Here is a 20,307-nt window from a genome sequence, read left to right as displayed (position 1 = left end):
GGTGACCTTCGCGCGAGGGCTGTGATCCCGCCCGGCACGGCGCCGTCGGCCCGCCCGCCGGCAACCGGGAGCCGTACTCTGGATGCCATCATGTCGACGATCCCCACCCCTGACACCGCCTCCGCCCCGATCCCGGCGCCCGATGCGCCCCGCGGCACCTACCAGGTGCGCACCTTCGGCTGCCAGATGAACGTCCACGACTCCGAGCGGCTGACCGGCCTGCTCGAAGGCGCCGGCTACGCCCCCGCGCCGGCCGAGGCCGACGCCCAGCGCGGCGAGGTCGACGTGGTCGTGTTCAACACCTGCGCGGTCCGCGAGAACGCCGACAACAAGCTGTACGGCAACCTCGGCCTGCTGCGCCCGGCCAAGCGCGCGAACCCGGGCATGCAGATCGCCGTCGGCGGCTGCCTCGCGCAGAAGGACCGCGCCGGCATCGTCGAGAAGGCGCCCTGGGTCGACGTGGTCTTCGGCACGCACAACATCGGCTCCCTGCCGGTCCTGCTCGAACGCTCCCGCCACAACGCCGAGGCACAGGTCGAGATCCTCGAATCGCTCGAGGTGTTCCCCTCGACCCTCCCCACGAAGCGGGAGTCCGCCTACGCCGCCTGGGTGTCGATCAGCGTCGGATGCAACAACACCTGCACCTTCTGCATCGTCCCTTCCCTGCGGGGCAAGGAGAAGGACCGCCGCCCCGGCGACATCCTCGCCGAGGTCCGCCAGGTCGTGGACTCCGGGGCGATCGAGGTGACCCTCCTGGGGCAGAACGTCAACTCCTACGGTGTGGAGTTCGGCGACCGCGGTGCCTTCGCGAAGCTCCTGCGCGCCTGCGGCGAGATCGACGGGCTCGAGCGGATCCGCTTCACCTCTCCGCACCCGGCGATGTTCACCGACGACGTGATCGCCGCGATGGCACAGACGCCCGCGGTCATGCCGCAGCTGCATATGCCGCTCCAGTCGGGCTCCGACGCCGTCCTGCGGGCCATGAAGCGCTCCTACCGCTCGAAGAAGTTCCTCGGGATCCTGGACCGGGTCCGTGCGCAGATCCCGGAGGCGGCCATCACGACCGACATCATCGTCGGGTTCCCCGGCGAGACCGAGGCGGACTTCCAGCAGACCCTCGAGGTGGTCGAGGCCAGCCGCTTCTCGAGCGCCTTCACCTTCCAGTACTCGATCCGTCCCGGCACCCCGGCCGCGACCATGGAGGACCAGATCCCCAAGGAGGTCGTGCAGGAGCGGTACGAGCGCCTCGTCGCGCTCCAGGACCGGATCGCCCACGAGGAGAACCGGAAGCTCGAGGGCACGGCCGTCGAGGTCCTCGTCGCCGAGGGGGAAGGAACCCGGGATGACCTCACCCATCGTCTGTCCGGGCGCGCCCGGGACAACCGCCTCGTGCACGTCTCCCTGCCCGCGGACCTCCCGCAGGAGCGGCGTCCGCGTCCCGGCGACCTCGTCACCGCGACCGTGACCCGCGGCGCCCCGCACTACCTCATCGCCGACAGCGCGATCCAGCGCCCCGGCACGGCCTGGGACGCGCTCGCGCCGCAGGAGTTCTCGATCCGCCGCACCCGCAGCGGCGACGCCTGGGAGACCGGCGCGACAGGGCTCGACGGCGCCTGCGGCACCGGGGGCTCGGCCTGCGGCACCGGCGCTCCCGCCCCCGCGGGACCGGTCACCCTCGGGATCCCCACCCTCCGTCCGGGCCGCTGAGCGCTCGCCCCGGAGGAGGCCGACCTGCCGGACATGACAGAAGGGCGCGCACCCCGCGGGGTGCGCGCCCTTCTGGCCTGCGCCAGCACTCCGGGCGGCGGCACGGTCAGGAGTCGCCGGGCTCGAGCTCCGGGCCCAGACGGCCCTCGACCTCGTGGAAGAAGGAGATCACCGTGGACAGGCCGCAGCTGATCGACCGGTCGATCTGCCGGTCGACGGCCCCGCAGAAGAAGTCCGTGCTCATCTCGCCGTAGAGGGAGAGCACCGACTCGGACTCGCGGCGCACGTACACCTTCGGCCACAGGCGGCTCATGTTCCATTCGTTGCAGAGCTTGAGCATCTCGACCTTGCGGGAGATGTCCACGGAGTGGCTCCAGCGGCCACGGGTCTGCAGAACGCCGCGGTTCTCCCCGACCAGGAGGAAGTGGAAGCGATAGTCGTCGAAGCGGGCCCGGAGCACATCGGGGTGCTCCTCGTCGCGGACGTAGGAGTAGCCCAGCCGGGTCAGGCTCTCCTGGATGCGCTCGAGGGTCATCGGCGCGAGATCGCGGGACCCGGCAGCGGCCTGCGGGGCGCCATGTACGGCAGTCACATCGAACCTCGGTTGACGTTGCGGAAAGACGCGGGAAGCGGGTCCGGGCCATCCGGACCGGCCCACACCATACATCCTGCGGCCGGGCCGTGCCGGAGGCGGTGCCGTCACCGCCCTCCCGGGCCGCGGCGCGCCTCGGAGCGGCGCCCACCGAGCAGGGGCGATGCTGCCGTCGTGGCCCTCGGCACGTACAGTGCGGAGCATGAACGCCCTGCCCATCGTCGCGGTCCTCGGCGCGACAGCGACCGGGAAGTCGGATCTCGCCGTGCGCCTCGCCGAGGAGCTCGACGGCGAGGTCGTCAACGCCGACGCCCTCCAGCTGTACCGCGGCATGGACATCGGCACCGCCAAGATCCCCCCGGACGAGCGCCGCGGCATCCCGCATCATCTGCTGGACGTCCTCGAGGTCACGGAGGAGGCGAGCGTGAGCACGTACCAGCGCGAGGCGCGGGCGGCGATCGCTGCGATCCGGGGGCGGGGGAGGACCCCGGTCGTCGTCGGCGGCTCCGGCCTGTACGTGCGCGCGCTCCTGGATGACATCGAGTTCCCTCCCACCGATGCGCGGCTGCGGGCGCAGCTCGAGGCACGGGCCGAGGCGATCGGGGCCCCCGCCCTGCATCGCGAGCTCGCGGCCTCGGACCCGGAGGCCGCGGCCGGCATCGGCGTCCACGACACCCGCCGCATCGTGCGAGCCCTCGAGGTGGGGCAGCTGACCGGCCGCTCCTTCCGCGCCTTCCTCCCGCGCCCCGTCCACCACGACCCGGCGACGATCCAGCTGGGCCTCAGCCGGCCCCGGCCGCTCCTGCACGCCCGGATCGCGCTCCGCGTGCGCCGCATGGTGGAGGCGGGGCTGCTCGAGGAGACCCGGCACCTGCGTGCGCAGGGACTCGAGCGCTCGGCGACCGCACGTCGCGCCATCGGCTACGAGCAGGCCCTCGCCGTCCTCGCCGGGACCATGTCGTGCGCCGACGCGGTATCCGCGACGGAAGCGGGCACGCGCCGCCTCGTGCGCAAGCAGGACACGTGGTTCCGGCGCGACCCCCGCATCACCTGGCTCGAGGCGGGGGAGGACCTCGAGCAGCTGACCTCCGCGGCGCTCGCGCGGGTGGCCCGGGGATCCGAGGCCTGCATCACCGCCGGCGGCGCAGCGGAGGAGGGCGGGAGGGGACAGGAGGACGGACAGGAATAGTCTGTCCCCATGCGCTCCGCCCGATCCCTGAGCCCCGCCCGTGCCCACGGCGTTCCCGCCTCGCTCCGCACCGGCGAGGGGACCCGCTTCACGAAGGGGCACGGCACCTTCAACGACTTCGTCCTCCTCGATGACCCCGAAGGACGGCTGGACCTCACCCCGGAGGCGGTCCGCGGCCTCGCGGACCGCCGCGGAGGGATCGGCGGCGACGGCGTGATCCGCGTCGTCCGCACGCGCGCCGCGGGCGTCGACGCCCCGGCCGGGGCCCCCGAGTGGTTCATGGACTACCGCAACGCCGACGGCACCCTCGCCGAGATGTGCGGCAACGGCGTGCGCGTCTTCGGCGCCTTCCTGGACCGCGCCGGGCGGATGCCCGAGGGCGCCGCACTGCCGATCTGGACCCGCGCCGGGCTGCGCACCCTCGAGATCCTCCGACGGCCCTCCGAGGACGGGGCCGCCTGGCAGGTGCGGGTGGGCATGGGCCCCGCTCGCATCGGCGGGACCCGGCGCACCGTCACGGTCCGCGGCCCCCATCAGCAGCCGATGGACCTCCCGACCCTGGATGTCGATCTGGGCAATCCCCACGCGGCCGCGATGCTCCCGCCCGAGGTCGACCTCGAGGCCCTGGACCTGGAGTCCCGGCCCGATCTCGTCCCCTTCCCCGAGGCCGGCACGAACATCGAGCTGGTCTCCCTGCGAGGAGAGCGCCATGCCGCCATGCGCGTCTTCGAGCGCGGCGTCGGGGAGACCCTCAGCTGCGGCACCGGGACGGTCGCGGCCGCTGTCGCCGCGGCCGCGGCGAGCCGGGACGACAGCGGCCTGCCGTGGCGGATCGACGTCCCCGGGGGCAGCGTGGTCATCGGCTGGGAGAGCGACGGGACCACCACCCTGACCGGGCCCGCGGAGCTCGTCGCCGACGGCGTGCTGCTGCCCTGACCGCCCGGCAGGCCGCCCCGGGGAGTCGTGCCTCAGCGCTCCGGGGAGATCTCGAGGATCCGGAACCCCTTCGCGCTCGCCGCCTTGCGCACAGCCCGTCGCGGGAGCTGGTCGTCGAGCCAGCTCGCGAGCGGGTCGGCTCCCAGGTTGCGTCCCACCACGAGCGCCATCCATCCCTCGGGCGCGAGGCGGTCCGCCCACTCCAGCAGGAGCGCATGCAGAGCCTCCTTGCCGATGCGGATCGGGGGATTGGACCAGATCACGTCCGCCACGAGGTCCGCGGGGATCTCCTCCGGCGCGCACACCCGCACCGTCTCCAGGCCCAGCCGCCGCGCGTTCTCGGCGGTCAGGGCGCGGGCCCGCTCCGACACGTCGACCGCCCACACCTCCGCATCGGGGTGCAGGAGCGCAGCGGTCAGGGCGATCGGGCCCCAGCCGCATCCCACGTCCACGATGCGCGCCCCCGGCCGCGGCTCCGGCAGCATGTCGAGACGGTCCAGCAGCACGGCAGTGGCCTTGTCGAGCCCGCCGCCGCTGAAGACCCCGCGCGCGGAGACGAGCTCGCGCTCGGTCCCGGCCAGGCGCACCCGCAGGGCATGCCGGGCCGCATCGGTCGTGCTGGTCTCGGAGAAGTAGTGCTCGTCCACCCCGGAAGGATACGGGCTCCGTCGCGGAGGGCCGATGCAGGTGGCGGGCACGATAAATCCCTCGACCGCCTGCTCGGCCCGTGGGAAGCTGGGATCTCGACATCCCCGACAGAGAGCAGGTCCGTTTCGTGCCCATCGCCTTCCATCCTGATCCCGAGAGCACGCAGGACGTCACCGCCGACGCCCCCGCCGAGCAGACGGGCGGTGGGAGCCGATCCACACAGCGGCCCCGCGACCCCCTGACCGAGCGGATCCTCGCCCGCGGCGACGCCTCCGTCTCCACCGTCACCTACTCCTCGAGCTCGGACGGCGAGCAGCTGGACCTCGCCGACCGGCAGGCCCTGCGACGCGTCGCAGGGATCCGCACCGATATCGAGGATGTCACCGAGGTCGAGTACCGGCAGCTGCGCCTGGAGCGCGTCGTCCTCGCAGGCCTGTTCACGACGGGCAACGCCGAGGACGCCGAGAACTCCCTGCGCGAGCTCGCGGCGCTCGCCGAGACCGCCGGCTCCGAGGTCCTCGAGGCGGTCATGCAGCGCCGCGCGCATCCGGATCCCGCGACGTTCCTGGGCAAGGGCAAGGCACAGGAGCTCGCGGACGTCGTCGCCGAGACCGGTGCCGACACCGTGATCGCCGACGGCGAGCTCGCGCCCAGCCAGCGCCGAGCCCTCGAGGACATCGTCAAGGTCAAGGTCGTGGACCGCACCGCCCTCATCCTCGACATCTTCGCCCAGCACGCGAAGTCCCGTGAGGGCAAGGCGCAGGTCGAGCTCGCCCAGCTCGAGTACCTCCTGCCGCGCCTGCGCGGCTGGGGCGAGTCGATGTCCCGCCAGGCGGGCGGACGCGTCGCCGCGGGCGGCGCGGGCATGGGCTCGCGCGGTCCCGGCGAGACGAAGATCGAGCTGGACCGCCGCCGCATCCGCACCCGTATGGCGAAGCTGCGCCGGGAGATCGCGGAGATGGCTCCGGGCCGCGAGGCCAAGCGCGCGGACCGCAAGCGCCGCGAGGTGCCGGCGGTCGCGATCGCCGGGTACACCAACGCCGGGAAGTCCTCGCTCCTGAACCGGCTCACCGGTGCCGGGGTGCTCGTCGAGAACGCCCTGTTCGCGACCCTGGACCCGACCGTCCGACGGGCCCAGACCCCGGACGGGCGCGAGTTCACCTACGCGGACACGGTCGGCTTCGTCCGGCATCTGCCCACGGAGCTCGTGGAGGCATTCCGCTCGACCCTCGAGGAGGTCGCCGACGCGCATCTGCTGCTGCATGTCGTCGACGCCTCCCACCCGGACCCGGAGGGGCAGATCCGGGCGGTGCGCGAGGTCCTCTCCGATATCGACGGCTTCGACGTCCCGGAGATCATCGTCCTGAACAAGGCCGATGTCGCCCAGGTCGAGACGATCGCGCGGCTGCGCAGCCAGGTCGAGGACTGCGTCGTGGTCTCCGCCCGCACGGGCGAGGGCATCGAGGAGCTGCGGGATCTGATCGCCGAGCGCCTGCCGCGCCCCGCGGCGGAGGTGGACCTGGTGGTGCCGTACACGCGCGGCGACCTGGTTTCGCGCGCTCATGCGGTCGGAGAGGTCCTCGCCGAGGAGCATCTGGCCGAGGGCACCCGTCTGCACGCCCGGGTCGATGCGGCGCTCGCCGCGGAGCTGGGCGCGGCCTCAGCCGCCGCGAGCTGAGCCGCCGCGGCCCCGGCGCTCGAGGCGCCTCGGCCGCGTCGCCGATGTGGCGGGGACCCCGGCCCGGCGTCCCCGCCGCACGCCGTGCTCGCCGGTAATCTGGGGTGATGCCCTCCGCGAGCGACGCTCCTCCCGCCGTGCCCGATGCCGCCGCCCTCATGGCGCATGCGGTCACGGCGATCGGCGGTGCACCGCGTCCGGGGCAGACGCAGATGTCCGCCGCGGTCGACGCGGCCATGCGGCAGCGCCGTCACCTGCTCGTCCAGGCCGGCACGGGCACCGGGAAGTCGCTCGCCTACCTGGTTCCCGCCCTCCTGCACGCCGTGACGGGGGGCAGGCCCGTGGTGGTCTCCACGGCGACGATCGCCCTGCAGAGCCAGATCACGCGCAAGGACCTCCCGCGCGTGGTCGAGGCCCTCGCCGAGGACCTCCCGAGGCGCCCCACCTTTGCCCTGCTCAAGGGCCGCAGCAACTACCTGTGCCGGCACAAGATGGACGGCGGATATCCCACGGACCTCGATCCGGGAGCCCTGTTCACGGAATCCGCTGCTCGGGGCGGGGCCGATGACCGGCAGGAGCGTCTGGGCGACCAGATCCGGCGCCTGCGGGCATGGGCCGAGGAGACCGACACCGGCGACCGCGACAGCCTCGAGACCCCGGTCTCCGACCGTGCGTGGCGTCAGGTCTCCGTGAGCGGCAACCAGTGCCTGGGGCAGACCTGTCCCCTCGTCGGCAGCTGCTTCGCCGAGCGCAGCCGCGAGGTCGCCCGCGAGGTCGACCTGATCGTGACCAACCATGCGCTGCTCGCGGTCGATGCCTTCAACAACCTCGGCATCATCCCCGAGCACGACATCGTGGTCCTCGACGAGGCCCATGACCTCGCGGCGCGGGTGACGAGCGCGGTCACGGAGGTCCTCGCCCCCGGGATGGTGCGCGGCGCGGTGCGGGAGCTGCGCGGTCTCGGCGTCGCCGGCACCGCCCTGGACGATGCGGGGGAGGAGCTGCGCGCGGCGCTCGAGGAGCAGCCGGACGGGCGGGTGATCGGCGACCTCGCCCCGCGGCTGGCCGATGCGATCGGAACCCTCCGCGTCGAGGCCCGGACCGCGCATGCGGATGCGAAGGACGCCGGGGACGAGGAGCTCGCCGGGACGGCCGGCGCCCGCCGCTCCGTCCGCACGAGCCTGCAGGAGATCATCGACGTGTGCGAGCGCGCCTCAGATCCCGACGAGGACGACGTGGTCGCGATCTCCCGCTCCGAGGCCACCGGGCGCACGAGCCTGACCGTCGCGCCGATGAGCGTGGCCGGCGCCCTGCGCGGGGCGATCCTCGAGGAGCGCACCGCGGTGATGACCTCGGCGACCCTCGCGCTCGGCGGACGCTTCGAGCCGCCTGCGGGCTCGGTGGGCCTGCGCGCCGCGGACCGCCGCGCCCCCGAGCTCGAGGACGGGATCCGTGATCCGAGCCTGTGGTCCGGCCTCGATGTGGGCAGCCCGTTCGACTATCCCCGCCAGGGCATCCTGTACGTGGCCTCGCACCTGCCGCTGCCCGGGCGGGACGGGCCCTCCCGCGAGATGATGGAGCATCTGACCGAGCTGATCGAGGCGTCCCGCGGAGGAGCGCTGTGCCTGTTCTCCTCGCGGCGCGGGGCGGAGCTCGCGGCCGAGCACGTGCGTGCGCGCCTGGACCTGCCCATCGCCGTGCAGGGCGAGGACTCGATGACGCGGCTCGTGCGGGACTTCTCCGCCGAGGAGAGCAGCAGCCTCTTCGGCACCATCACCCTGTGGCAGGGCGTGGACGTGCCCGGGCGCGCCTGTCGCCTGGTGACGATCGACCGGATCCCCTTCCCGCGGCCGGACGAGCCGCTGATCTCGGCGCGCCAGGAGCGCATCGCCGAGCGCGGCGGGAACGGCTTCATGCAGATCTCGGCGCAGCATGCGGCCCTGCTCATGGCGCAGGGGGCCGGGCGGCTGATCCGCTCCTCGGCGGACCGCGGCATGGTCGCGGTGCTGGATCCGCGGCTGGTCACCAAGCGCTACGGCTCCTACCTCGTGCAGGCGATGCCGCCGCTGTGGCGCACGCAGGACCCGGCGGTCGCGCTCGGTTCGCTGCGCCGGCTCGCGGACGGCTGATCGCCCGGTCCGGCACCGGAGCCCTCGGGAGCGCGGGGCGACGTGGACCGGGGGTATGCGCGTTCCCGCGCCGGCGCCGGGGGGGTGCCGGGACCGATCCGCCGGCCACGCCCGTGCGGTGATCAGACGGCGCGCAGCACCGCGACGACCTTGCCGAGGATCTCGGACTCGTCGCCGAGGATCGGGGTGAAGGACGGATTGTGGGGCATCAGCCAGATGTGGCCGTCGCGCTCGGCGAACGTCTTCACGGTGGCCTCGCCGTCGATCATCGCCGCCACGATCTCGCCCTTCTGCGCCACCGGCTGACGCCGCACCACGACCCAGTCGCCGTCGCAGATCGCCGCATCGATCATCGACTCCCCGACCACCTGCAGGAGGAACAGGTCCCCGCCGCCGACGAGCTGCTCGGGCAGGGTGAAGACGTCCTCGACCTGCTCCTGGGCGGTGATCGGCACTCCCGCGGCGATGCGGCCCACGAGGGGGACGGCGACCGAGGGGGAGACCGGCAGGACCTCCGCGGCATCCGCGTCCGGGGCGCCGGACTCGTCGAGCTGGACGACCTCCATCGCGCGCGGGCGCTTGGGGTCACGGCGCAGGTAGCCCTTGCGCTCGAGCACGCCGAGCTGATGGGCGACCGAGGACGGGGAGGTCAGGCCGACCGCCTGGCCGATCTCGCGCATGGTGGGCGGGTAGCCGTGCGCGGCGATCTCCGCGGTGATGGTCTCGAGGATCCGGTGCTGCCGCCGGGTGAGGTCCGACGGGGCGGGGGAGCTCTCGTGCTCCGGGGTGCTCGTGGGCGACATGGGCGGACTCTCCTGGGAGGACGGGGCGGCGGCGGTTCGTCTGTCGGACCCCTCTGGTGGAGTGATCCTGCCTTCCACAGTAGGCGCTCGCGCACCGCAGGCCAAACATGTGTTCGAGACGGGTCTTGCGTGTCGCGTCAACCGGGCCTACAGTCGTACACGTATTCGATCGAACAGGAGTTCGGACATGGCAACGATCCTTCCCCTCGCCGCTCGCACCACCGCGATCGAGCAGCATGCTCCCCGTGCTCGCGCGCGGCTCGTGCTCACCCGTCGCGGCCGTGTCCTCAGCATCGCCGCCGCCTTCCTGCTGGGGGTCGTCGTCGCGCTCATGGTCCTCCTCCTCGTCGACGGCCCTTGGGCCTTCGCAGGATCGGGGGACTCCGGGCCCGTCGTCACGGTCGCCGCCGGGGACACCCTGTGGGCGTACGCGGACTCCTACGCCCCCGAGGGCGTCGCCCCGCAGGAGTTCGTCGACGATGTGCGTCGCCTCAACGGGCTGGTCACGCCGCGGCTGACCGCCGGCCAGGAGATCGTGCTCCCCACCGGGGCGGAGACCGGCCGCTGAGCGCGGTCGCCCCGCTGTAAGCTGGAAGGGTGCACTGCCCCTTCTGCCGCAACCCCGACTCCCGCGTCGTGGACTCGCGCACGTCCGATGACGGCGCGGTGATCCGCAGGCGTCGTCAGTGCACCGCCTGCTCCCGTCGGTTCTCGACGGTGGAGACCGCCTCACTGTCGGTCGTCAAGCGATCGGGCGTCAGCGAGCCCTTCAGCCGCAGCAAGGTGATCTCCGGGGTCCGCAAGGCCTGCCAGGGCCGCCCCGTCTCCGACGATCAGCTCGCGCTGCTGGCGCAGAAGGTCGAGGATGCGATCCGGCAGAGCGGCCAGGCCGAAATCGAGGCGCACCAGGTGGGCCTCGCGATCCTGCAGCCGCTCCAGGAGCTCGATCTCGTCGCGTATCTGCGCTTCGCGAGCGTCTACCGGTCCTTCGAGTCCCTCGACGACTTCGAGGCGGCGATCCATCGGCTGCGGGAGGAGGCGGCGAGCGGCGCGACCGGCGCGTGAGCCCGGTGCTCGCCTGCCACGTCGGCCTCCGTCCCTCCGTCGTCCTCGGTCCGAATCGGGGAACCGGTCGCACGGCTCCCGAGAATCCGCATAGGATGCATGGTGGCGCCGTTCGCGGCGCCTGCCGGATCGGCGGTCGCGGAGGGGAAGCCGCGGCCGCCGATCCTCGTCTCAGCCCTGGATGCCCTCCGGCAGAGGAAGGGCATGGACCACGTCGAGCCGCTGGGTGGGACGGGTCATGGCGACGTAGAGGTCTCCTGCGCCGTGGGTCCGGTCAGCCAGCAGCTCCGCCGGCTCGACGAGGACGACGCCGTCGAACTCGAGGCCCTTGGCATCCTGCGGGCTCATCACGGCGACCATCTCGTCGACGCCCCGGCTCCCCGAGCCGACCTTCGGCAGGCCGGGCGCGGAGCGCAGCGCATCGACGAGGTCGGCCAGGCGGCTCGCGTGCGCGATCACGGCGAGACGCCCGGTCGCCTGTGCGAGCTGCTCCTGCACCGCGAGGACCGTCTGCGCGGTGAGCTCCGAGGCCGGCGCCGGGCGCAGCGTCGGATCGGCGTCGCCCTCGCGCACCGAGGTGACCTCGGTGACCGGCAGGTCGAGTGCCTCGGCCATGCGCTGCGCCGGATCCATGATCCGCTGGGGCGTGCGGTAGTTGACGCTCAGGTGCTCGACCTCGAGGCGATCCTCGACGTAGGGCGACAGGGCCTCCTCCCAGCTGGAGGTTCCGCCGGCGGAGGAGGTCTGGGCGACGTCGCCGACCACGGTGAAGGACTTGGTGGGGTTGCGCCGCATGAGGGCCCGCCACATCATCGCCGAATGCTCCTGCGCCTCGTCCACGACGATGTGGCCGTAGGTCCATTCGCGCTCGGCCCGGGCGCGCTCGGCGAGGGTGCGGCCGTCGCGGACCTGGGCCACCTGGTCGGCGAGGTCCTCGGCGCGGACCATGCCGCTGGTGTCGACGTTCTCGAGGACCTCCTGCGCGTAGGACACGTCCCGGGCACGCTGTTCGCGTCGCCGCTCGGCCTCTGCGCGGGAGACCGCGTCGTCCGAGCCGAGGAGCTCGGCGACCTCGTCCAGCAGCGGCACGTCCTCGATGGTCCAGGGCGCGTCCTTCGGGCGCACGAGTCGGTCCAGCTGGGCGGGGGAGAGCGAGCGGGGCGCCGCCGCGCGCAGCCGCTCGGGGTGCGCGAACAGGATGCGCAGGAACGACTCGGGGCTGTAGGGCATCCAGGCGAGGTTCAGGGCGCGGCGCACCTCGGCGTCTCCCCGCAGGTCGGCGAGCAGCTGCGGACGGTCCTCGGGCAGCACCGTCTGTCCTTCGGCCTGCAGCGCCTTCTCGTAGCGGTTCGCGAGCCGCTCGAGCGCGGCGCGGACGAACACGGCGCGCGCCGCATTGTGCGGCCTGTGCGTGGCTCGGGCCTCGCGACGTGCGTCGGCGACGTCGCCGCGGGTCAGCACGAAGCGGGTGCCGTCGATCGTCACGGGGACGTCATGCTCCGGCACGAGCTGACGCGCCTTGACGGCGCGGGAGAGCAGGGCCGCCATGTCGATGCCGCCCTTCACCGCGGCGACCTCGGGCTCGTCATGGCGCGTGGTGGAGACGTCGGGGAAGAGCTCGCCGGGAGTCAGCATGACCACGCCGGACTCGCCGAGGCTCGGCAGCACCCGTTCGATGTAGCGCAGGAAGCCCTGGGTGGGCGCCATGATCAGCACGCCCGTGTGCTCGAGGCGGCGGCGGTGCGTGTACAGCAGATAGGCGGCGCGGTGCAGCGCGACGGCGGTCTTGCCGGTGCCGGGGCCGCCCTGGACGACGAGCACCCCGCGGTTCGCGGAGCGGATGATGCGGTCCTGCTCGGCCTGGATGGTCGCGACGATGTCGCCCATCCTCCCGGTGCGCTGGGAGGAGACCGCCGCGAGCAGCGCGCCCTCTCCCTGGAGCACGACGTCGTCGTCCTCGTGCAGGACCTCGTGATCCAGGACGTCGTCCTCGAGCCCGATCACGGTGCGGCCTCGCGTGATGAGATGGCGTCGCAGCCGCACGCCGAGGCGGTCGACGCTGGTGGCCTGGTAGAAGGCCGCGGCGGCGGGGGCCCGCCAGTCGACCATCAGCTGCTCGCGCTCCGCGGTGAACAGGCTGATCCGCCCGATGTAGTGCCGCTGCTCCTCGTCGGTGTCCAGACGCCCGAACACGACGTTCTGGCTGACCGAGCGCAGCAGCGAGAGGCGGTCCTCGTACAGGGCCATGAACGCGTCCCGCTCGGAGCGGTTCTGATGGGTGGAAGCGCTCTGGGATCCCTGCGTCTCCTCGAGGTTCCGCTCGACCTGGGCGATCAGCTCGTCGAGCCGCTCGTACAGGGTGTCGCTGTAGTCCTGCTCGGCGGCGAGCTGCGAGGTGGTGGCGTCCACGGCGATGGTCCCCCTGAGAAGATGTGCGTGGGTGGCGGAGCGCCCGCGCGCCCGGGGATGCGGGCGCCCGGCGGGCGGACACGGGGATCCATTATGGTTGATGCTCCTGGGTGCGCGGGACCGGCGCCCTGTCCGAGGCAGCCGTGGAGGAGGTGCGCATGAGGGATCCGCGGGACCTGTACTCCTTCGCCTCGGCGGATGTGGTGGCGGCGGTGCCGCGCAGCCGGATGACGCTGGTGCATGCCTTGCCGGGCCTGGTCGACGCCGGCAACGCGTGCCGGATCGCGGCGACCTATCTGCGCGACACGCTGCGGCATGTGCGTCTGGTGACCTTCGAGGCCGATGAGCTCGTCGACTACCGCGGCTCGCGGCCGCAGGCCGTGTTCGACGGCCGCTCCTACGCCTCGGTGGACATCCCCCAGATGGCCATCTATCTCATGTACGACGATGCGGACCGGCCGTTCCTGCTCCTCGACGGACCCGAGCCGGACCTGCAGTGGCAGCGTCTGGCGCAGGCCCTCATCGACCTCGTCGAGTTCTTCGAGGTCGACCAGGTGGTGAGCATGGAGGCATATCCGATGGCGGTGCCGCACACGCGGCCGATCGCGCTGATCGCCCATGCCAACGACGGCTCCCTCGCTCCGGAGGAGGCCGAGCAGCAGGAGGAGACCGAGGTCGTCGTCCCCGCGAGCTTCGGCGCGCTGCTCGAGAAGGAGCTCGAACGGGCGGGGCATCGGGCGCTCGGCTACGCGGCGCAGATCCCGCACTACCTCACGCGCACGGACTTCCCGGCGGGGGCGCTCGCCCTCCTGCGCCGGGTGAGCGATGCGACCGGGCTCGAGCTGCCGCTCGTCGAGCTGGGCGACCTGACCGATGCGGCGGCTGCGGCGCTGTCCGGGACCCTCGCGCAGAACGAGGAGGTCGGGGCGATCGTGACCGCGCTCGAGGAGCAGTACGACGCAGCGGCGGCCGACGGCGCCCTGCACGGCATCGCGACCACGATGGACCTCCCCACGGCCGATGAGATCGGCGATCATTTCGAGCGCTTCCTCGCCCGGCAGGACGATCAGGGCCCGCGGGACGGAGAGGGGCCGGCGCCCGTCTGAGGCGCACGGAGCCGAGCAGACCGTTCGTTACGTCTTCGTTACGGCCGATCGCCCTCTGCGACGTGAACTGAGCCACGGAGATGGGTGACAATGGAGTCGTTGCAGTGAAGTACGTCCAGCAGTCCAGCAGGACAGTCCGTTGATGTCGCCCGCGGGGTGCAGCACGGGTCTCTCGCCTGGTGCGGTCAGCTCGCTTCATCCGAAGCGGGGGGAAAGTTCACGCGACTCGGGATCGCACCGCGATCGTCGACGGACCAGAAGGAAAGTGAAAGATATGGCGCAGGGCTCGGTCAAGTGGTTCAACGCTGAGAAGGGCTACGGCTTCATCGAGATCGATGGTGGCGGAGCTGACGTGTTCGTCCACCACAGCAAGATCGACATGGACGGCTACCGCTCCCTCGAGGAGGGGCAGCGTGTCGAGTTCGAGGTGGCCCAGGGCGACAAGGGTCCGCAGGCCGAGCAGGTCCGCCCCCTCTGAACCCGGAGCTTCCGGCACGTCCGGACATCGAGAGCGGGCAGGAGACCACGTCTCCTGCCCGCTCTCTCATGCTCCCGGGGCGCCGGCGGGCGGGGCCGGCTCGGGGATCGGCACCTCCACGACCCGTCCCCGCTCGGCGAGGGCCCGCACATCGGCGCGGGGGGCCAGGCGCACGGAGACGGGGTCGGAGCGCAGGGCCCGGTCGATGCCCTCGGGCAGCGGGTCCGTCGAGGCGGCGAGCACACAGTTGCCGCGTCGCTTCCCGCTGATATGGGCGGGCTCGGCGATCACGCCGACGTGCGGGAACACGGAGGAGAGCGTGGCCACCTCATCGGCGAGGGTCCGCGTTCCTGGCGGGGCTGCGCTGTTGGCGAGATAGAGGCCCCCGGGGCGCAGGACGCGCCGGACATGCTGCGCCACCGCCTGGGACGTCAGCACCAGCGGGGTGACGTTCCCGCTGAACACATCGCGGATGACGACGTCGAAGCGGGCCGGGCGCCATGATGCGAGGGCTGCGGTCGCGTCCTCGACGCGGATGCGCAGCTGCGGTGAGCGGGGCAGGGAGAACCAGGTGCGCACCTGCTCGGCGAGCAGCGCGTCCCGCTCGACGACGACATGGCGCGAGGCCGGCCATTGATCGACGAGCGCGCGGGGGAGCGAGCAGCCGCCGCCGCCCAGATGCGCGACCTCCATCGCGGAGCGGGAGGGCCCGCAGGACGTCTCGCCCGCCCAGGCGCGCACCACCAGCTGGATCCAGCGCATGTACTCGAACTCGAGGTGCTGGGGGTCGGGGTGCAGGCCCGAGGACGGGACGCCGTTGACGTAGAGCGTGATCGAGCCGTCCGTCTCCTGCTCCAGCATCGCGGTGCCGGTCGAGATCGGGATCGCGGTCCCGAGGGGGCCGAGGTCCGGGAAGGGGGCCTGGGACGGGCCGCGGCGCCGCCGCGGTTCGCGCTTGCTCATGTCGCAACTCTACGAGGTCGCGTCCCTCGGGGCGGCCGCGCCGGCCCTCCCCAGGACGGCTCCGTCCACAGCTGCCGCTCGTCTGTCCGTGCCTCGGCGTAGCGTCGTCGTCATCGGAGCAGGACGGATTGCAGGACGAACAGGAGGACGGATCATGGCCATGGCATCAGCACATCTCACCGCGGCAGGGCGCAGCCGTCCCTCGGCCCTGCTGCGTCGGCTCGAGGCGGAGCTCGACGCCCTCGACCGCGCGGAGGCTCTGCTGCGCGAGGGGCGGACGCTCTCCGGGACGGATCCGCGCCTGGCCTACGAGCTCATGCATCGCGCCGCGCTGCGGGCCGCGGGGGTCGTCGTGGCCCGTGCGAACCGGGAGCGTCGCCGCAAGCTGCCGCTGAACGCCTGGCATGCGCTGGTCCGCATCGGCGGGGAGCATCGTGACTGGGCCGAGCAGATGCAGGAGCTCGTGGCGGAGCGTGACCGTCTCGCCCGGCGCGAGGACCTGGTGCCGGACGCGCTCTTGCTGGAGCGGCATCGCGAGCTCACCACCGCACATCTCGCCGCGGTCCGCGAGGAGGTGCTGGCGGCGAGCCTGCCCGCCGACCTCGCGGAGCCGCCGCGCTGAGTGGCATGACGCTCCCGGCTCCGTACGATGGGCGCGAGACCGGGACCGGGAGGAGGCCGAGGTGGAGGACGAGGACAGCACCATCCTGCACCTGGACATGGACGCGTTCTTCGCCTCCGTCGAGATCCGTGACGACCCGCGCCTCGCGGGGCTGCCGGTCGTGGTCGGCGGCGCCGGGGACCGCAGCGTCGTCGCCGCAGCCAGCTACCCGGCGCGCCGGCGCGGGATCCGCTCGGCGATGCCGATGGCCACCGCGCGGCGGCTCGCCCCGGATCTCGTGATCGTGCCCCCGCGGATCGATCGCTACCGGGCCGTGTCCCGGGAGGTTATGGAGATCCTGGGATCGGTCAGCCCGCAGCTCGAGCAGATCAGCGTCGACGAGGCGTTCCTCGACGTGCGCGGGGCGCGGCGCCTCTTCGGCACGCCGGAGCAGATCGGCGCGCTCCTGCGGGAGCGGATCCGCAGCGGACTCGGCCTGCCCAGCAGCGTCGGCGGCTCCGTCTCGCGCGCGGTCGCCAAGATCGCCTCCGCGAGGGCGAAGCCCGATGGGCTGCTCATCGTCCCGCCCGAGGGGACCGCCGCCTTCCTCGCGCCCCTGCCCGTCGCCGTGATCTCCGGAGTCGGCCCCAAGGCGGTCGCCGCCCTCGAGCGGCTGGGCGTGCGGACGATCGGCGAGCTGCGGGAGATCCCCGGCCCGACGCTGCGCCGCACGCTCGGGCCGCAGGCCGGGATGGTCGCGCAGATCGCCGCGGGCACGGATCGGACGGGCCTGGGACGGCAGGTGCGCGACCGGAGCCTGGGCACGGAGCGCACCTTCGAGGAGGACCTCGTCGAGCGCACCGACGTCCGCCGGGTCCTGACCGGCATGGCCGACGAGGTCGCGCGCTCTCTGCGCCGCGAGGATCTCCTCGCCCGCACCGTCAGCATCAAGCTGCGCGCCCCGGACGGCACCACGATCACGCGGGCCGCGACCATGGGCCAGCCCAGCTCGGTGGGGGAGCGGCTGCGCGAGCACGTGATCGCCCTCTGGGAGCGGGAGGCCGGGGGGCTGCCGCGGCTGCGGCTGGTGGGAGTGCGCGCCGAGCATCTCCTGCCTGCGCAGGGCGGAGGCTCCGTGGAGCTCGCCGGGCGCACGACGGGCTGGCGGGACCTGGAGCAGGCGATGGACCGCGCCCGCGATCGCTTCGGCGGCGAGAGCCTCTCCCGTCTCTCGCATCTGGCCCCTCGCCAGGGCGGGGAGGGCCGGGGCTGAGCCGGCCCCCGGCGTCTTCCCCTCCCTGTTACCAATACCCAGGGAACCGCCGTATCCTGGAGTGGCATTCCGAGTCGCCGACATCGACGTCGGGCGGGCACCGTCCCCACCGACGCAGCGGCACCGGGATGCGCAGCTCGCACATGCTGTGTAGGTCGGTCAGAAGGGGGCGGGAGAGATGCCGCTGTCAGAACACGAGCAGAAGATGCTCGACGAGATGGAACGTCAGCTGTTCGCCGACGACCCGAAGCTGGCGCGGACCTTCCAGGCCTCGACCCGGCCTCGGCGCAGCCGCCAGCGTGTGACGCTCGGACTGATCGGTGCCGTGCTGGGGCTCGGGCTCCTGGTCGTCGCCGTGCTCTGGCCCGCGGTGTGGCTGGGCGTCCTCGGGTTCCTCGCGATGCTCGCCGGGACGATCACGGCCGTGACCGCGCCGAAGCACGAGACCGGGGCCCAGGAGCAGCCGGAGCGGGGACGGTCCGGCGGTCCCCACGGGGCGTCCAAGGGTCGAGGCGATTTCATGCGTCGCATGGAGGAGCGCTGGGAGAAGCGCGGCGGGGACGACCCCCGGCGCTGACCGCCCTCCGTGCCCCGCGAGCCCCGTCGGATCCGATGATCCGGCGGGGCTTCTGCTTGCCCGGCCGCTTCGCGGGCGCCTGCCCCGCCCCGGCGGTGGAGTCCGCGGCCCCGCACCCGGGCGGTCCTCCACATCGCTCCCCGCGCGCCCTCCACATCGCTCCCCGCGTCTCCTCCACATCGCTCCCCGCCTCGTCGCCGAGGGCGTGCTGCGGCGCGCGGTCGCGCGTCAGAGGGCTGTGACCTGGGCATCCGCTGGGCTCGCGGTTCCGATGCGGGTGCCGGCGCTCTCCATGGGGCGGATTCCGACACGCCCGTGACGCTCCGCCGTGCCCGTGTCCCGGGCTTTTTCCTCCACCGCCCACCACCGCTGTGACCTGCGATGATGTGTGCCGAACCGGGCGGATCAGGGCAAGCTGAACGGTCATGTGGGGAGGAGTGGGGTAAAGTGGAGCGCGTAGGGAAGCCAGTGGTCCCGGCCCGAGTCGAGGGGGTGCGCGATGTTCCTCGGAACGTTCACGCCCAAGCTCGACGAGAAGGGACGGCTGATCTTCCCCGCGAAGTTCCGGGAGGGTCTCGCCTCGGGTCTGGTCATGACTCGCGGTCAGGAGCACTGCATCGCCGTGTATCCGATCGCCGAGTTCCGCCAGAAGCTGGACGAGGCTCGCCGCGCGCCGACCACCGATCAGCGCACGCGCGACTATCTGCGCGTGCTGCTCTCCGGTGCGGAGGACGTCATCCCGGACAAGCAGGGCCGCATCACCATCCCGGGCCACCTGCGGGCCTACGCAGGACTGGACCGGGAGACCGCGGTGATCGGCGCGCTGGACCGCCTCGAGGTCTGGTCCCTCCCGGCCTGGGAGACCTACCTCGAGCAGAAGGAGGAGGGCTTCGCCCAGACCGCCGAAGAGGTGGTCCCGGGCCTGTTCTGACGGTCATCCGTCTCGTGAGATCCCTCGTCGCTCCCGCCCCGACGCAACTTCCCCGGTGGCGGGTCGGGAGCGAGGAGAGATCTCGCCGGACGGCCCCGCAGGACAGCGGACCGGAGCGACGTCCGCCGGACGGCGGCAGCACCGCTCGGACGTCGGACAGCAGGACAGGCACGTGCAGGGAAACGGCATCGGGAGGAGAGCCAGTGGACACGACGAATGCGCCCGCGGACGATCGACATCTCCCGGTCCTCCTGGGCACCTGCGTCGACCTGCTCGTCCCGTCCCTGCAGCATGACGGCTCCGTCTACGTCGACGGCACGCTCGGCATGGCCGGCCACGCCGTCGCCGTCCTCGACGCCGCTCCTCGGGCCCACCTGGTCGGCATCGACCGCGACGCGGAGGCGCTCGAGCTCGCGCGGGAGCGGCTGATGCGCGCCGGGCACGGCGATCGCATCACCCTGGTCCACGCGACCTACGACCAGATCCCCGCCGTGCTCGCCGACCTCGGGATCCCCGCGGCGGACGCCGTGATGATGGATCTCGGACTGAGCAGCTTCCAGATCGACACCCGCGAGCGCGGCTTCGCCTACGCGCAGGACGCCCCGCTGGACATGCGCATGGACGCGGGCTCCGACGGCCCGACCGCCGCGGATCTGCTGCGCGACCTGTCCGAGCAGGACCTCGCCCGGATGCTCAAGGAGCTCGGGGACGAGCGCTTCGCCCGCCGGATCGCCCAGCGGATCGTCGCCCAGCGGCAGATCTCCCCGATCACCCGCAGCGGCGAGCTCGTGGCCCTGCTCGAGGCGGCGATCCCCGCTGCGACCCGGGCCAGCGGCGGCCATCCCGCGAAGCGCACCTTCCAGGCCCTGCGGATCGCCGTCAACGAGGAGCTCGAGATCCTCACCCGAGCGCTCGAGGGAGCCCTGACCTCCCTCGCTCTCGAGGGGCGTCTCGTCGTCGAGTCGTACCACTCGGGGGAGGACCGCCTGGTCAAGGCGGCGCTGTCCCGGGGGACCCGATCGTCCGCCCCCGCCGACCTCCCCGTCGAGCTCGAGGAGCACCGACCCCGTTTCGAGAACCTCGTCCGCGGCGCCCTGCGCGCCGATGACGAGGAGATCGCCCGCAACGCGCGCTCCGCCTCCGTGCGGCTGCGCGCGGTCCGACGGGTCCGCCCGGACATCTGACCCGCCCCGCCCGCCCCATCGTCGTCGCACCCGCTTCA

19 protein-coding genes are annotated in these 20,307 nt (G+C 72.7%); 14 read left to right on the top strand and 5 right to left on the bottom strand.

Translation table 11 applies throughout. From position 1 onward, the window contains the following. Positions 1-90: 90 nt before the first annotated feature. The gene (miaB, locus tag ACFFF6_RS16300) at positions 91-1,707 is read left to right on the top strand and encodes a tRNA (N6-isopentenyl adenosine(37)-C2)-methylthiotransferase MiaB (RefSeq protein ID WP_376982543.1); all 1,617 of its coding nucleotides are present in this window, start codon (positions 91-93) and stop codon (positions 1,705-1,707) included. A gap of 106 nt (positions 1,708-1,813) precedes the next feature. Here the strand turns inward: miaB and ACFFF6_RS16295 are convergent, their stop codons facing one another. Continuing rightward, positions 1,814-2,299: a YbjN domain-containing protein gene (locus tag ACFFF6_RS16295; protein ID WP_376982542.1), complete on the bottom strand. Its 486-nt coding sequence runs from the start codon at positions 2,297-2,299 to the stop codon at positions 1,814-1,816. A 202-nt stretch (positions 2,300-2,501) separates the two neighbouring features. Here ACFFF6_RS16295 and miaA point away from each other — a divergent pair, with 202 nt between their 5' ends. After that, a complete protein-coding gene (gene miaA / locus ACFFF6_RS16290; protein ID WP_376982541.1) occupies positions 2,502-3,488 on the top strand; it encodes a tRNA (adenosine(37)-N6)-dimethylallyltransferase MiaA in 987 nt (328 codons plus the stop codon). Between the two features lie 9 nt (positions 3,489-3,497). Further along, a complete protein-coding gene (gene dapF / locus ACFFF6_RS16285) occupies positions 3,498-4,424 on the top strand; it encodes a diaminopimelate epimerase (RefSeq protein WP_376982540.1) in 927 nt (308 codons plus the stop codon). Positions 4,425-4,456: 32 nt separating this feature from the next. On the opposite strand, the gene ACFFF6_RS16280 is transcribed toward dapF, so the two are convergent. Beyond that, complete coding sequence (locus ACFFF6_RS16280) at positions 4,457-5,071, bottom strand: class I SAM-dependent methyltransferase (RefSeq protein ID WP_376982539.1); 615 nt, start codon at positions 5,069-5,071, stop codon at positions 4,457-4,459. A gap of 128 nt (positions 5,072-5,199) precedes the next feature. Here ACFFF6_RS16280 and hflX point away from each other — a divergent pair, with 128 nt between their 5' ends. Together hflX and ACFFF6_RS16270 are read left to right on the top strand one after the other, a co-directional pair. Further along, the gene (gene hflX / locus ACFFF6_RS16275; protein ID WP_376982538.1) at positions 5,200-6,750 is read left to right on the top strand and encodes a GTPase HflX; all 1,551 of its coding nucleotides are present in this window, start codon (positions 5,200-5,202) and stop codon (positions 6,748-6,750) included. 107 nt (positions 6,751-6,857) lie between these two features. Then, positions 6,858-8,879 carry an ATP-dependent DNA helicase gene (locus ACFFF6_RS16270; RefSeq protein ID WP_376982537.1) on the top strand — a complete coding sequence of 674 codons (2,022 nt, stop codon included), beginning with the start codon at positions 6,858-6,860 and terminating at the stop codon, positions 8,877-8,879. Positions 8,880-9,001: 122 nt separating this feature from the next. Here the strand turns inward: ACFFF6_RS16270 and lexA are convergent, their stop codons facing one another. After that, positions 9,002-9,682: a transcriptional repressor LexA gene (lexA, locus tag ACFFF6_RS16265; protein WP_376982536.1), complete on the bottom strand. Its 681-nt coding sequence runs from the start codon at positions 9,680-9,682 to the stop codon at positions 9,002-9,004. A gap of 187 nt (positions 9,683-9,869) precedes the next feature. Between lexA and ACFFF6_RS16260 the strand changes: the two genes are divergently transcribed. Continuing rightward, positions 9,870-10,250, top strand: a complete 381-nt coding sequence (locus ACFFF6_RS16260; RefSeq protein ID WP_376982535.1) for a LysM peptidoglycan-binding domain-containing protein — start codon at positions 9,870-9,872, stop codon at positions 10,248-10,250. A gap of 29 nt (positions 10,251-10,279) precedes the next feature. Continuing rightward, a complete protein-coding gene (nrdR, locus tag ACFFF6_RS16255; RefSeq protein ID WP_376982534.1) occupies positions 10,280-10,747 on the top strand; it encodes a transcriptional regulator NrdR in 468 nt (155 codons plus the stop codon). 171 nt (positions 10,748-10,918) lie between these two features. Here nrdR and ACFFF6_RS16250 read toward each other — a convergent pair whose 3' ends face one another. Further along, a complete protein-coding gene (locus ACFFF6_RS16250) occupies positions 10,919-13,156 on the bottom strand; it encodes a HelD family protein (RefSeq protein ID WP_376982533.1) in 2,238 nt (745 codons plus the stop codon). A 158-nt stretch (positions 13,157-13,314) separates the two neighbouring features. Between ACFFF6_RS16250 and ACFFF6_RS16245 the strand changes: the two genes are divergently transcribed. After that, positions 13,315-14,262, top strand: a complete 948-nt coding sequence (locus ACFFF6_RS16245; RefSeq protein ID WP_376982532.1) for a proteasome assembly chaperone family protein — start codon at positions 13,315-13,317, stop codon at positions 14,260-14,262. Between the two features lie 274 nt (positions 14,263-14,536). Further along, positions 14,537-14,740, top strand: a complete 204-nt coding sequence (locus tag ACFFF6_RS16240) for a cold-shock protein (RefSeq protein ID WP_376982531.1) — start codon at positions 14,537-14,539, stop codon at positions 14,738-14,740. Positions 14,741-14,806: 66 nt separating this feature from the next. Here ACFFF6_RS16240 and ACFFF6_RS16235 read toward each other — a convergent pair whose 3' ends face one another. Continuing rightward, positions 14,807-15,703, bottom strand: a complete 897-nt coding sequence (locus ACFFF6_RS16235) for a spermidine synthase (protein WP_376982530.1) — start codon at positions 15,701-15,703, stop codon at positions 14,807-14,809. Between the two features lie 160 nt (positions 15,704-15,863). On the opposite strand from ACFFF6_RS16235, the gene ACFFF6_RS16230 reads away from it, so the two are divergent. The 5 genes from ACFFF6_RS16230 (at position 15,864) to rsmH (ending at position 20,269) form a co-directional block, all read left to right on the top strand. Continuing rightward, on the top strand, positions 15,864-16,325 hold the full coding sequence (locus ACFFF6_RS16230) for an SAV_6107 family HEPN domain-containing protein (protein ID WP_376982529.1): 462 nt from the start codon (positions 15,864-15,866) through the stop codon (positions 16,323-16,325). Between the two features lie 61 nt (positions 16,326-16,386). Further along, positions 16,387-17,577 (top strand): DNA polymerase IV, encoded by a 1,191-nt coding sequence (dinB, locus tag ACFFF6_RS16225; RefSeq protein ID WP_376982528.1) that lies wholly within the window; start codon positions 16,387-16,389, stop codon positions 17,575-17,577. A gap of 178 nt (positions 17,578-17,755) precedes the next feature. Next, positions 17,756-18,154 (top strand): SCO2097 family morphological protein, encoded by a 399-nt coding sequence (locus ACFFF6_RS16220; RefSeq protein WP_376982527.1) that lies wholly within the window; start codon positions 17,756-17,758, stop codon positions 18,152-18,154. Positions 18,155-18,653: 499 nt separating this feature from the next. Then, on the top strand, positions 18,654-19,085 hold the full coding sequence (gene mraZ, locus ACFFF6_RS16215; RefSeq protein ID WP_376982526.1) for a division/cell wall cluster transcriptional repressor MraZ: 432 nt from the start codon (positions 18,654-18,656) through the stop codon (positions 19,083-19,085). Between the two features lie 203 nt (positions 19,086-19,288). Beyond that, positions 19,289-20,269, top strand: coding sequence for a 16S rRNA (cytosine(1402)-N(4))-methyltransferase RsmH (gene rsmH, locus ACFFF6_RS16210; RefSeq protein WP_376982525.1), 981 nt, complete (start codon positions 19,289-19,291; stop codon positions 20,267-20,269). Positions 20,270-20,307 lie beyond the last annotated feature (38 nt).

This window comes from Brachybacterium hainanense, from assembly GCF_042434575.1.
In the GTDB taxonomy this organism is placed as follows: Bacteria; Actinomycetota; Actinomycetes; order Actinomycetales; family Dermabacteraceae; genus Brachybacterium; species Brachybacterium hainanense.
The sequence above is the reverse complement of the archived record's forward strand: the minus strand, read 5'-3'. Positions and strand labels throughout refer to the sequence as shown.